Here is a 12,367-nt window from a genome sequence, read left to right as displayed (position 1 = left end):
AAGCCTGCTTCCTGAAACCGCCATGATCTGTCACGAAGCTCGCCCCCGTGCATTCCCCGCATCTGCTATTTCTGCGGCCATGCCGACATTCCGAGGTCGATGACGCGCCGCAGCACGCGGCCGCTCGCGCCTGCCTTGCGGCCTGCGAAACGCGGAGAAAATGCCAAGCCAAGCCATCGATATCCGCCGCTGATGGCCATTGCCACACAGACTTACTTGCTGCGACTGGCAAGAAAGCCAGAAAGAGACGCGCTGCAATCATCCCGGAGCGCCTTACCGTTCGGATGGCCACGGTCTCAGGCTTCGGCTCAGATATGCAGAGCGCTTCCCAAAGCTTTCAGCGCCGCCTCCATGAGTGCTTCGCTGCGGGTCGGATGCGCATGGATGGTGCCGGCGATGTCTTCCAGACGTGCACCCATCTCGATGGCCAGCGCAAAAGCCGCCGAGAGTTCGGAAACGCCGGCTCCCACCGCCTGCAGGCCGAGCACGAGATTGGTGTCGGCGCGGGCCACGACGCGCACGAAGCCCTCTTCGGATAGCATCGTCATCGCCCGCCCGTTGGCGCTGAACGGAAACTGGCCGGTGCGAATCTCATAACCTTGAGCCTTCGCTTCCGCCGGCGACAGGCCGGCGCTGACGATCTCCGGATCGGTGAAGCAGATGGCTGGGATGCATCGTTTGTCCCAGGCCCGCTTCTTCCCGGCGATAATTTCCGCCACCATCTCGCCTTGCGCCATGGCCCGATGGGCAAGCATCGGCTCACCGGTCACGTCGCCGATCGCATAAATGCCGCGCATCGACGTGCGGCAGCGGTCGTCCATCCTCAGATAAGGGCCGGCACGGTCGAGATCGAGCTCTTCGAGACCGGATCCTGCGGTTCTTGGGCGGCGGCCGACGGTGACGAGGATGCGGTCGGCCAGCAGGGTTTGCTGCCGGCCATCAGCCGTTTCGACGATCAATGCCTCCCCATTATCGGCAAGGCCGATCGCCTTCGCACCCGTCAACACCCGGATACCGCCTTCGGTCAGCTTGCGCATGACGGGCCGCACCAGCTCGGCATCATATTGCGGCAGCACCTGTGGCGTCGCCTCGACGATCGTCACATCAGACCCCATCTTGGAAAAAGCCGTCCCGAGCTCCAGCCCGATGTAACCGCCGCCGACCACGGCGAGCCTTTTCGGCAGCTCCGTCAGCGACAGCGCCTCTGTCGAGGAAATGACGCGGCCGCCGAAAGGCAGGTTCGCAAGCTCCACCGGATCGGAACCGGTGGCGATCACCACCGTCTCGGCGCGGATGATCTGTTGGCCTATTTCCGTCTCCACCTCCACCGTCTTGCCGTCGCGGAAGTGGGCGCGGCCGTGGACGATCTTGACCCGCGCCTTCTGCAGCAGCCCCGAAACGCCGGACGTCAGCCGGCCGACGATCCCATCCTTCCAGGCAATCGTCCTCATGAGATCGATCGAGGCGCCTTCGACGCGGATGCCCATCGGGTTTTTTCCGGCAAGCATCTTTTGCGTCGCGTCGAATTCCTCGGCCGCATGGATCAACGCCTTGGAGGGAATACAGCCGACCGTCAGGCAGGTGCCGCCCGGTTTGCCGGCCTCGACGATAACAGTATCGATGCCGAGCTGCCCGGCGCGAATGGCGCAGACATACCCGCCCGGACCGGCGCCGATGACGAGGAGCTTGCAGACGATCTCTTTCATGGATCTCAGCCTTCGATAAAAATGAGCGCCGGCGTTTCGATGAGCGTGCGGATGCGCTGCACGAAGTTTGCCGCATCCCAGCCGTCGATGATGCGATGATCGAAGCTGGAGGAGAGGTTCATCATCTTGCGCGGCACGAACTGCGTGCCGTCCCAGACCGGTCGCGTGGCGATCTTGTTGACGCCGATGATCGCCACCTCAGGATGATTGATGATGGGTGTCGAGACGATGCCGCCGAGCGCGCCGAGCGAGCTGATGGTGATGGTGGAGCCGGACAGCTCATCGCGTGTCGCAGTACCCGAGCGCGCCGCTTCCGCCAGCCGGCTTATCTCGGCGGCGCAATCCCAGATGCCACGGGCTTCGGCATGCCGCACCACCGGCACGGTAAGACCGGCCGGCGTCTGCGTGGCGATGGCGATATGCACGGCACTATAGCGTGTGATGATGCCGGCATCGTCGTCGAAAGTGGCGTTGACGTCGGGCTGTTCGGAAATGGCCTTGACCAACGCCCGCATCAGGAAGGGCAGAACCGTCAGCTTCGGATGATCAGGCCTGCGATCGCCGTTCATTGTGGCGCGCAACTCCTCGAGCGCGGACATATCCACTTCCTCCACATAGGTGATGTGGGGAATGCGCGAGGCGGAAAGCACCATCTTCTCGGCGATGCGGCGGCGCAGGCCGGTCAGCTTGATCTCCTCAGTCGCCGTCTTCTTGGCAAAACCGTTCTTGACCGCAGCGGGAGCGGTACCAGGGGTCAGGAATTGCTCGATATCCTCGCGCAGGATACGCCCGGCCGGTCCTGTCCCCTGCACCTGCCTGAGATCGACACCGCTTTCCCTGGCAAAGAGCCGCACGGAGGGAGCGGCCAGCGGCTTTTCCGCCGCCGGCGCCGCCGGCACTGGTGTCACCGCAGGCGCCGGCGCTACCAGAGCCGGCTTTGCGATCTCGGGCTTGGCGGCTTCGGCAACAGGCGTCTGCGAAATCCGCGCCGGCTGAGCCTCGCCGACATCTCCCGCCGTCTCGATCCGCACCAGCGGGGCTTTGACCGCGATGCGGTCTCCGACCTCGCCGGCAAGCCATATGACGATGCCATTGACGGGAGACGGAATTTCCACGGTGGCTTTGTCGGTCATGACGGCGGCGATCACCATGTCCTCGCGGACGGGATCTCCTGTCTTCACGTGCCACTCCACAATCTCGGCCTCGGCGACCCCCTCCCCGACATCGGGCATCTTGATGATGAATTCGCCCACGGCTCAGGCCTCCATGACTTCGGCAAGCGCCCGCCCGACACGGCCGGGACCGGGGAAATAGTCCCACTCCTGCGCATGCGGATAGGGCGTGTCCCAGCCGGCAACGCGCACGACCGGCGCTTCGAGATGATAGAAGCAATGCTCCTGCACCAGCGCCGCGACTTCAGCGCCGAAGCCGGACGTCAGGGTGGCCTCATGCACGACGACACAGCGACCCGTCTTCGAGACCGAGTTGACGATCGTGTCGAGATCGAGCGGCAGCAGGCTTCTGAGGTCGATCACCTCGGCATCGATGCCGGCATCCTCGGCTGCGGCAAGCGCCACATGCACCATGGTGCCGTAGGCAACCACCGTCACCGCCGATCCCACGCGCCGCACTTCAGCCTTGCCGATCGGGATGGTGTAGTGGCCGTCCGGCACCTCTCCGAGGTCGTGTTTCGACCAGGGCGTCACCGGCCGCTCGTGATGGCCGTCGAAGGGGCCGTTATAGAGCCGCTTCGGCTCCAGGAACATGACAGGATCGGGATCCTCGATCGCCGCGATCAGCAGGCCTTTGGCGTCATAGGGATTGGAGGGCACGATCACCTTCAGCCCGCAGACATGGGTAAAAAGTGCCTCCGGACTCTGGCTGTGCGTCTGGCCGCCGAAGATGCCGCCGCCGGTCGGCATGCGCACCACGATCGGGCAGGTGAAATCGCCATTGGAACGGTAGCGGATGCGCGCCGCCTCCTGCGTCAGCTGGTCATAAGCGGGATACATGTAATCGGCGAACTGGATTTCGACGCAGGGCTTCAGCCCATAGGCCGCCATGCCGATGGCCGTACCGACGATGCCGGATTCGCTGATCGGTGTATCGAAGCAGCGCGTTCTGCCGTATTTTGCCTGCAGGCCCTGCGTCGAGCGAAAGACGCCGCCGAAATAGCCGACATCCTCGCCGAAAACGACGACATTGTCGTCGCGTGCCATCGACACGTCCATGGCGCTTCGCACGGCCTCGATCATCGTCATTCTGGCCATGTCAGTACCCCGCCTTCTGCCGCTGGCGGCGGATATGCGGCGGCATCTCAGCATAGACGCCCTCGAAAATGTCGCGCACCGAAGGCCTGCCGCCGGCATGCAGCGTGCCATGCGCCTCAGCCTGGCGCTGCGCCTCGATCACCTCGTCCATGATTTCGGCTTCGGCCTGCACATGCCGTTCCTCCGACCACGCGCCCTTGACGATCAGATGTTTCTTCAGCCGCAGCACGGGATCGCCGAGCGGCCAGGCCTCCGATTCCGTCTTGGGCCGATAGGCGCTCGGATCGTCGGAGGTCGAATGGGCGCCGACGCGATAGGTCACATATTCGATCAGCGTCGGGCCGAGATTGCGCCGCGCGCGATCCGCCGCCCAGCGGGCGACGGCATGGACGGCGAGATAGTCGTTTCCGTCGACACGCAGCGCCGGAATGCCGAAGCCAAGGCCGCGGGCAGCGAAGGTGCCGGAGCCGCCGCGGGCGATGCCCTGAAAAGTCGAGATCGCCCACTGATTGTTGACGATGTTGAGAATGACCGGCGCCTTATAGGTCGAGGCGAAAACGAGCGCCGAGTGGAAATCCGATTCCGCCGTCGATCCGTCGCCGATCCAGGCCGCGGCAATGCGGCTGTCATTCTTGATCGCCGAGGCCATCGCCCAGCCGACGGCCTGCACATATTGGGTGGCGAGATTGCCCGAGATGGTGAAGAAGCCGTGTTCCTTGGACGAATACATGATCGGCAATTGCCGGCCGCGCAGGGGATCACTCTCGTTCGAGTAGATCTGGTTCATCATCTCGACCATCGGATAGTCGTCGGCAATCAGCAGGCCTGCCTGGCGATAGGTCGGGAAATTCATGTCGCCCTTCTCGAGCGCCTTGCGAAAGGCACAGCTGACGGCCTCTTCGCCGAGATGCTGCATGTAGAAGGAGGTCTTGCCCTGCCGCTGCGCCATCAGCATGCGAGCGTCGAAGGCGCGCAGCTTCATCATGTCGCGAAGCCCGGTCAGCAACTCCTCATTGGAGAGCGACCCTGCCCAGGGACCGACCGCCTCACCATCGCGGTTCAGCACGCGGATGATGGAATAGGCGAGGTCGCGGATATCTTCGGATGCGACATCCACCTCCGGCCGCGGCACGGAGCCGGCCTTGGCAATCTTGACGTTGGAAAAATCGGGCTGACCGCCGGGACGAACGGCGGGTTCGGGAACATGCAGGCTCAACCGAGCGGAATCCACCATGCTTTTTCTTTCCTCCCTTTGCCGGCCTTGCTCCCCCTCCGGAAGCAGGGCCGGATGTGGTTCTTATAGATTGCGGGCGATCACCATGCGCTGCACGTCGCTCGTTCCTTCATAGATCTGGCAGATGCGCACATCGCGGTAGATGCGCTCGACCGGATAGTCGGCCATGTAGCCATAACCTCCATGGATCTGGATCGCGTCGGAGCAGACGCGCTCGGCCATCTCGGAGGCAAAGAGCTTCGCCATCGAAGCTTCCGACAGGCAGGGCAGCCCGGCCTCCCTGAGGGAGGCGGCATGAAATACAAGCTGCCGCGCCGCCTCGATCCGCACTGCCATATCGGCAAGGCGGAAGGCAACGGCCTGATGCTCGACGATCGGCTTGCCGAAGGCCGTGCGCTCCCTGGCGTAGTCGCGCGCGGCCTCGAAGGCCGCCCGCGCCATGCCGACAGCCTGCGCCGCGATGCCGATCCTTCCCCCCTCGAGATTGGCGAGGGCGATGCGATAGCCCTCGCCTTCCGCGCCAAGCCTGAGTTCTGCCGGAATGCGCATGCTATTGAAGGCGATCTGGCAGGTATCGGAGGAATGCAGTCCAAGTTTCTCCTCGATGCGGATCACCTCGTAGCCCGGCGTATCCGTCGGCACGATGAAGGCGGTGATGCCCTTCTTGCCGACGTCGGGATCGGTGACGGCAAAAACGATGATGACATTGCCGTTCTTGCCCGAGGTGATGAATTGCTTGGAGCCGTCGATCACGTAGTGGTCGCCATCACGCCGCGCGCGGGTCTTCAGGTTCGAGGCATCGGAACCGGCCTGCGGCTCGGTCAGCGCAAAGCCGCCAATCCATTCGCCGCTGGCAAGTTTCGGCAGGAAGCGCTGCCGCTGCTCCTCGGAACCGAATTTCAGGATCGGCACACAGCCGACGGAGCTATGCACGCTCATGATCGTCGAACACGTCCCGTCACCCGCGGCAATTTCCTCCAGCGCCGCGGCATAGGCGACCACGCCGGTATCCGATCCCCCATAGGCTTCCGGCACCAGCATGCCGAGCAGCCCGAGTTCACCCATTTCCCTCAATTCCTCACGCGGGAAGAGATGCTCCCGGTCGCGTTTGGCCGCCCCCGGCGCCAGCCGGTCGCGGGCAAAGTCGCGGGCGAGATCTGAGATCTGCTGCTGGAGGTCGGAAAGGATCATCTGTTCTCTCCCTTTCCTATTGCCGTTCGATGGCAACGGCGGTCGCCTCGCCGCCGCCGATGCAGAGCGCGGCCATGCCGCGCTTCAGGTCGTATCGCTCCAGTGCTGCAAGCAGCGTCACCAGAATCCGGGCTCCCGAGGCGCCGATCGGATGGCCGAGCGCGCAGGCGCCGCCATGCACATTCACTTTTTCATGCGGCAGGTTGAGATCGCGCATCGCCGCCATGGCGACGACGGCGAAAGCCTCGTTGATTTCGAACAGATCGACCTCCGACAGCGGCAAGCCGGTGCGATCGGACAGTTTCTGCAGCGCGCCGATCGGCGCCGTGGCGAAAAGATTGGGCGCCTGCGAATGCGTGGCATGGCCAAGGATGGTGGCAAGCGACTTCAGGCCGCGATGCTCCGCCTCGGAGCGGCGCATCAGCACCAGGGCTGCCGCACCATCGGAAATCGAGCTGGAATTGGCGGCGGTCACCGTACCGCCGTCGCGGAAGGCGGGCTTCAGCGTCGGAATCTTGTCGAGCTTCGCCTTGCCGGGTTGTTCGTCGCGGCTCGCCACCTGCTCGGCTTTGCCGGATTTCACCGTGACCGGTACGATCTCGCTTTCGAAACAGCCTTCGGCAATCGCCTTCTGCGCCCGCGTCAGCGAGGCGATGGCGTAGTTGTCCTGCGCCTCGCGCGTGAACTGATAGGCCTCGGCGCAATCCTCCGCGAAGCTGCCCATCAAGCGCCCCTTGTCATAAGCATCCTCCAGCCCGTCGAGGAACATGTGATCCACGACACGCCCATGGCCGAGCCTGTAGCCGCCACGGGCCTTGTCAAGAAGATAGGGCGCATTCGTCATGCTTTCCATGCCGCCTGCAATCGCCACTGAGGCGTTGCCGGAGGCAATCAGGTCATGCGCCATCATCACCGCCTTCATGCCTGAGCCGCACATCTTGTTGACGGTGCTCGCCGCAGTCGCAAAGGGCAGACCGGCATGGATCGCCGCCTGGCGCGCCGGCGCCTGCCCCTGCCCGGCCGGCAGCACGCAACCGAAGACGACCTCCTCGATCGCATCGGCCTCGACGCGGCTGCGCTGCAGCGCCGCGCGGATCGCCGTTGCTCCCAGCTCCGGCGCTGTCGCCTCCTTCAGCTCTCCCTGAAAGCTGCCGATCGGGGTGCGCGCCGCACCAACGATGACGATGGGATCCTGCAAAACCATCTTTCCTCCTTCGGGCGTAGCGCTCACCGCGCGCCCATCCGCAATGCGCCGTCGAGGCGGATGACCTCGCCGTTCAGCATGTTGTTTTCCAAGATATGGCGTATGAGCCCGGCAAATTCCGCCGGCCGACCGAGCCGCGGTGGAAAGGGCACGCTCTTGCCGAGTGCTGCCTGAACCTCGGCCGGCATATCAGCCATCATCGGTGTCTCGAAAATGCCGGGTGCGATCGACATCACGCGAATGCCGTGACGAGCAAGCTCGCGGGCGATCGGCAAGGTCATCGCCGCCACCCCGCCCTTGGAGGCGGCGTAAGCTGCCTGGCCGATCTGGCCGTCGAAGGCGGCAACCGAGGCCGTATTGACGATGACGCCACGTTCGCCTTCCGCATCCGGCTCGGTAGTCTGGATCGCCGCCGCTGCCAGCCGGACCATATTGAATGTGCCAATGAGATTGATGCTGACCGTGCGGGCAAAACTCTCCAGCCGGTGCGGCCCGTCGCGGCCGATCACCTTTTCGGCCGGTGCGACGCCTGCGCAATTCACCAATCCGCGCAAGTCGCCGAAGGCTTCGACGGCAGCGGCAACCACCGCCGCCCCCGCCTCGCCATCGGTCACGTCGGCCTTGGCGAACCGGGCATCGCTTCCGAATTCCCGGGCGATTTCCTGACCGGCTTCCGCGTTGAGATCGGCGATTGTCACCCGTCCACCCGCCTCCACAAGCATGCGCACTGTTGCCGCGCCGAGGCCGGAGCCTCCGCCGGTCACGATGAAGCTTGCACCTCGGATCAGCATGGATCTGTTCCTCCCTACCGACTGCGCCTCCTCCAGGCTCAGCCGAATAAGAGGATTCTATGCCGTCGGCCTATTGCAAGCGATGACAGAACTGCTCCATTATTTCGGACAGTTTTGCCATAAAGAGGGCGCGATGGCCGAAATCGAGCGACGCATGATTGCACCGGCCTTTGTCGAGGAGGCCCTCGACAGCCTGCGGCGGCTGGACAAACCGACAGAGCCTATTCTTGCGCGTGTGGGACTACCGCCGCTGGTCGATCAACCGGTGTCGGCCGAGACCTATGGCGCGCTCTGGCTGGCAATCGCCGCCGAGCTCAACGACGAATTCTTCGGTATGGGCGGCCGACCGATGCGCGGCGGCAGCTTCACGCTGCTGTGCCACTCTGTGCTGCATGCGCCGACGCTGGGCCACGCCCTTCGCCGAGCGCTGCGTTTCCTCGATGTCGTGCTCGACGATCCCAGGGGACGGCTCGTCATCCGCGACGGCCTGGCCGAGGTCAAGCTCACGGATGCCGGCGGCCCGCGTTCAGCCTTCGCCTATCGCACCTATTGGATCATCCTGCACGGCATCACCTGCTGGCTGGTCGGCCGGCGCATTCCGATCCGGCTCGTCGATTTCCGCTGCGCGGAGCCCAAACAAGGCGCCGACTATCGGCTCTTCTTCGGCGCGCCAGTGCGTTTCTCGCAAACCATCAGCCGGCTCGGCTTCGACAGCGCCTTGCTCGACCTGCCGGTGGCACGCAGCGAACAGGCGCTCAAACAGTTCCTGCGCGGCGCGCCCGCCAATATTCTGGTGCGCTATCGCTATGATGCCGGTATCGCCGCCGCCGTCCGCCGCCGCCTGAATCTGGCCGCGCCTGCTGCCTGGTCGCGCTTTACCGAGCTTGCCGCCGATATGCGTATGCCGCCCTCCACGCTTCGCCACCGCCTGCACGACGAGGGACAAAGCTATGCCGCCATCAAGGACGACATCCGCCGGGATCTCGCCGTCGAACTGCTGCTGAACACATCGAAGACCATCGGTGAGATTGCCGTGCAGCTCGGCTATTCCGAGCCGAGCGCCTTCTTCCGGGCCTTTCGGAAATGGATGGGCAAGAGCCCCGAAGCCTTTCGGCGGGAGGAAGCTCTCTCGCAATTGGATGAGCCATTGCGATTAAGGGCACTTTGACCCGGCCGCAACCCGCGCTACATATTTCAGCGGGAGGAGTGCCATGTTTGATTTTTCGCTCGGCGAAACCGCGGATGCGATCCGTGAAACGACGGCGCGCTTTGCCGCCGATCATATTGCTCCGCTGGCTGCGGAGATCGACGAAAGCAACACATTTCCACGCCAGCTCTGGCCCGAGATGGGTGCGCTCGGCCTGCATGGAATCACCGTCGAAGAAGAATTCGGCGGCGCCGGTCTTGGTTATCTCGATCATGTCGTCGCCATGGAAGAGATTTCGCGCGCCTCGGCCTCCGTGGGGCTCAGTTACGGCGCCCATTCCAATCTCTGCGTCAACCAGATCCGCCGCTGGGCCTCGCCGGAACAAAAGCGCCGCCACCTGCCGAAGCTGATCTCCGGCGAACATGTCGGTTCGCTCGCCATGTCGGAGGTCGGCGCCGGTTCCGATGTCGTCTCCATGCGCTTGCGCGCCGAGAAAAAGGGCGATCGCTATATCCTGAACGGCACCAAGTTCTGGATCACCAACGCGCCGCATGCCGATGTGCTTGTTGTCTATGCCAAGACCGATCCCGCAGCCGGCCCGAAAGGCATTTCCGCCTTCGTCATCGAAAAGGGCCTGCCCGGTTTCAGCGTCTCCAAGAAGCTCTCCAAGCTCGGCATGCGCGGCAGCGACACGGCCGAACTGGTCTTCGAGGATTGCGCGGTGCCGGCCGAGGCGCTGATGGGCCGGGAGGGAGAAGGCGTGAAGATCCTGATGTCCGGCCTCGATTACGAGCGCGCCGTGCTTGCCGCCGGACCGCTCGGCATCATGCAGGCCTGCCTCGACGTCGTGCTGCCCTACGTGCGCGATCGCAAACAGTTCGGCAAAGCGATCGGTGATTTCCAGCTGATGCAGGGCAAGATCGCCGACATGTATGTCGCGCTGAATTCGGCGCGCGCCTATGTCTATTCCGTCGCCCGGGCCTGCGATGCCGGCCGCGCGACGCGCACGGATGCAGCTGCTGCGATCCTCTTTGCCAGCGAAAATGCCGTGAAGGTCTCGCTGGAAGCGATCCAGGCGCTCGGCGGCGCCGGCTATACCAAGGAATGGCCGGTCGAACGCTTTTTGCGCGACGCCAAGCTTTACGATATCGGCGCCGGCACCAACGAGATCCGCCGTTATCTGATCGGCCGGGAGCTCATTGCATCATGACGGTGATTTCGACGGCGATCGACCGCGACAGCGACAGTTTCAAGGCTAATGCTAGCAAGAACAACGCGCTTATCGACGAGCTCCGCGATCGTTCGGCGAAAGCGCGCGAGGGTGGATCGCAAACAGCGCGCGCGCGCCATACCGGCAAGGGCAAGCTGCTGCCGCGCGACCGCATCCAGCTTTTGCTCGATGCCGGCAGCCCGTTCCTGGAGATCGGCACGCTGGTGGCCAATGGCATGTATGATGACGAGGCGCCCGGCGCCGGCATCATATCAGGCATCGGCCGCGTTTCCGGCCGCGAGGTGATGATCGTCGCCAATGATGCGACGGTGAAGGGCGGCGCCTATTACCCCCTGACGGTGAAGAAACATCTGCGGGCGCAGGAGATCGCCCTGCAGAACCGGCTGCCCTGCCTTTATCTGGTCGATAGCGGCGGCGCCAATCTTCCGCATCAAGCCGAAGTCTTTCCCGACCGCGACCATTTCGGCGCGATCTTCTACAACCAGGCGCAGATGTCGGCCGAGGGGATACCACAGATCGCTTGCGTGATGGGAAGCTGCACCGCAGGCGGCGCCTATGTGCCCGCCATGTCCGATGAAACGGTCATCGTGCGCAATCAGGGCACGATCTTCCTGGCCGGCCCGCCGCTGGTGAAGGCCGCGACCGGTGAGATCATCTCGGCTGAAGAGCTCGGCGGTGCCGAAACCCATGGCCGCCGCTCCGGCGTCGTCGATCATGTCGCCGAGAGTGATGAACATGCACTGCTGCTCGTTCGCGATATCGCAGCCACCTTCAACAGTGTGAAATCGGTCGATATCGACATCAGGCAGCCACAGCCGCCGAAACTCGATGCCGAGGATCTCTGCGGCCTCATCCCCGATGATGTGCGCTCGCCCTATGATGTGCGCGAGGTCATCGGCCGGATCGTCGATGGTTCGGAACTGCATGAGTTCAAGCCGCTCTACGGCACCACGCTGGTCTGCGGCTTCGCCCGCATCTGGGGCATGCCCGTCGCCGTCATCGCCAATAACGGCGTTCTCTTCTCCGAAAGCGCGCTGAAGGGCGCCCATTTCATCGAGCTCGCCTGCCAGCGCCGCATACCTTTGCTGTTTCTGCAGAATGTCTCTGGCTTCATGGTCGGCGGCCGTTATGAGGCCGGCGGCATCGCCAAGGATGGGGCGAAGCTGGTGACGGCAGTTGCAACGGCTACCGTGCCGAAGGTCACCGTCATCATCGGCGGCAGCTTCGGCGCCGGCAATTACGGCATGTGCGGCCGCGCCTATCGCCCGCGCTTTCTCTTCACCTGGCCGAACAGCCGAATCAGCGTGATGGGCGGCGAACAGGCGGCCTCCGTGCTTGCCACCATACGCCGAGACTCCATGGAGGCGCGCGGTGAGAATTGGCCTGTTGAAGAGGAGGAAGCCTTCAAGGCGCCGATCCGCGCCGGCTACGAGGCCGAGGGCAATCCCTATTATGCCACCGCCCGCCTCTGGGACGACGGCATCATCGATCCGCGCCAGACGCGGGAGGTGCTGGGCCTTGCCTTTTCCGCCTGCCTGAATGCGCCGATCCCGAAAGGGCCGCGCTTCGGCCTGTTCAGGATGTGAGGCGCCG

10 protein-coding genes are annotated in these 12,367 nt (G+C 63.9%); 3 read left to right on the top strand and 7 right to left on the bottom strand.

All coding sequences use genetic code 11. The features are described 5' to 3' along the window. Window positions 1-308: 308 nt before the first annotated feature. The 7 genes from lpdA to A6U98_RS29105 all read right to left on the bottom strand — a co-directional run bounded on the left by lpdA (window position 309) and on the right by A6U98_RS29105 (window position 8,396). On the bottom strand, window positions 309-1,706 hold the full coding sequence (gene lpdA / locus A6U98_RS29135; protein ID WP_064654407.1) for a dihydrolipoyl dehydrogenase: 1,398 nt from the start codon (window positions 1,704-1,706) through the stop codon (window positions 309-311). A gap of 5 nt (window positions 1,707-1,711) precedes the next feature. Next, window positions 1,712-2,959, bottom strand: a complete 1,248-nt coding sequence (locus A6U98_RS29130; protein WP_064654406.1) for a dihydrolipoamide acetyltransferase family protein — start codon at window positions 2,957-2,959, stop codon at window positions 1,712-1,714. A 3-nt stretch (window positions 2,960-2,962) separates the two neighbouring features. After that, window positions 2,963-3,976 (bottom strand): alpha-ketoacid dehydrogenase subunit beta, encoded by a 1,014-nt coding sequence (locus tag A6U98_RS29125; RefSeq protein ID WP_027683108.1) that lies wholly within the window; start codon window positions 3,974-3,976, stop codon window positions 2,963-2,965. 1 nt (window position 3,977) lies between these two features. Beyond that, the gene (locus tag A6U98_RS29120; RefSeq protein WP_064654405.1) at window positions 3,978-5,210 is read right to left on the bottom strand and encodes a 3-methyl-2-oxobutanoate dehydrogenase (2-methylpropanoyl-transferring) subunit alpha; all 1,233 of its coding nucleotides are present in this window, start codon (window positions 5,208-5,210) and stop codon (window positions 3,978-3,980) included. 63 nt (window positions 5,211-5,273) lie between these two features. Next, on the bottom strand, window positions 5,274-6,401 hold the full coding sequence (locus A6U98_RS29115; RefSeq protein WP_064654404.1) for an acyl-CoA dehydrogenase family protein: 1,128 nt from the start codon (window positions 6,399-6,401) through the stop codon (window positions 5,274-5,276). 16 nt (window positions 6,402-6,417) lie between these two features. Beyond that, a complete protein-coding gene (locus A6U98_RS29110; RefSeq protein ID WP_064654403.1) occupies window positions 6,418-7,605 on the bottom strand; it encodes an acetyl-CoA C-acyltransferase in 1,188 nt (395 codons plus the stop codon). 23 nt (window positions 7,606-7,628) lie between these two features. After that, complete coding sequence (locus tag A6U98_RS29105; protein WP_064654402.1) at window positions 7,629-8,396, bottom strand: 3-hydroxyacyl-CoA dehydrogenase; 768 nt, start codon at window positions 8,394-8,396, stop codon at window positions 7,629-7,631. Between the two features lie 82 nt (window positions 8,397-8,478). On the opposite strand from A6U98_RS29105, the gene A6U98_RS29100 reads away from it, so the two are divergent. The 3 genes from A6U98_RS29100 to A6U98_RS29090 are packed head-to-tail and all read left to right on the top strand — an operon-like array spanning window position 8,479 to window position 12,360. Then, entirely contained in the window at window positions 8,479-9,564 is a 1,086-nt protein-coding gene (locus A6U98_RS29100; protein WP_064654401.1) for an AraC family transcriptional regulator, read from the top strand. A gap of 43 nt (window positions 9,565-9,607) precedes the next feature. Further along, the gene (locus A6U98_RS29095) at window positions 9,608-10,753 is read left to right on the top strand and encodes an isovaleryl-CoA dehydrogenase (RefSeq protein WP_064654400.1); all 1,146 of its coding nucleotides are present in this window, start codon (window positions 9,608-9,610) and stop codon (window positions 10,751-10,753) included. Further along, window positions 10,750-12,360, top strand: a complete 1,611-nt coding sequence (locus tag A6U98_RS29090; protein ID WP_064654399.1) for a carboxyl transferase domain-containing protein — start codon at window positions 10,750-10,752, stop codon at window positions 12,358-12,360. The genes A6U98_RS29095 and A6U98_RS29090 overlap by 4 nt, the downstream gene beginning before the upstream one ends. Window positions 12,361-12,367 lie beyond the last annotated feature (7 nt).

This window comes from Rhizobium sp. WYCCWR10014 (assembly GCF_001657485.1).
Taxonomy (GTDB): Bacteria; Pseudomonadota; Alphaproteobacteria; order Rhizobiales; family Rhizobiaceae; genus Rhizobium.
Note: the sequence above shows the minus strand (reverse complement) of the source record. Positions and strands in the feature narration are given on the sequence as shown.

What these genes read in the sequence shown, in the direction of transcription:
- lpdA (WP_064654407.1), bottom strand. Translation starts at nt 1,706, where the DNA reads ATGAAAGAGATCGTCTGCAAGCTCCTCGTCATCGGCGCCGGTCCGGGC.
- A6U98_RS29125 (WP_027683108.1), bottom strand. Translation starts at nt 3,976, where the DNA reads ATGGCCAGAATGACGATGATCGAGGCCGTGCGAAGCGCCATGGACGTG.
- A6U98_RS29120 (WP_064654405.1), bottom strand. Translation starts at nt 5,210, where the DNA reads ATGGTGGATTCCGCTCGGTTGAGCCTGCATGTTCCCGAACCCGCCGTT.
- A6U98_RS29115 (WP_064654404.1), bottom strand. Translation starts at nt 6,401, where the DNA reads ATGATCCTTTCCGACCTCCAGCAGCAGATCTCAGATCTCGCCCGCGAC.
- A6U98_RS29110 (WP_064654403.1), bottom strand. Translation starts at nt 7,605, where the DNA reads ATGGTTTTGCAGGATCCCATCGTCATCGTTGGTGCGGCGCGCACCCCG.
- A6U98_RS29105 (WP_064654402.1), bottom strand. Translation starts at nt 8,396, where the DNA reads ATGCTGATCCGAGGTGCAAGCTTCATCGTGACCGGCGGAGGCTCCGGC.
- A6U98_RS29100 (WP_064654401.1), top strand. Translation starts at nt 8,479, where the DNA reads ATGACAGAACTGCTCCATTATTTCGGACAGTTTTGCCATAAAGAGGGC.
- A6U98_RS29095 (WP_064654400.1), top strand. Translation starts at nt 9,608, where the DNA reads ATGTTTGATTTTTCGCTCGGCGAAACCGCGGATGCGATCCGTGAAACG.
- A6U98_RS29090 (WP_064654399.1), top strand. Translation starts at nt 10,750, where the DNA reads ATGACGGTGATTTCGACGGCGATCGACCGCGACAGCGACAGTTTCAAG.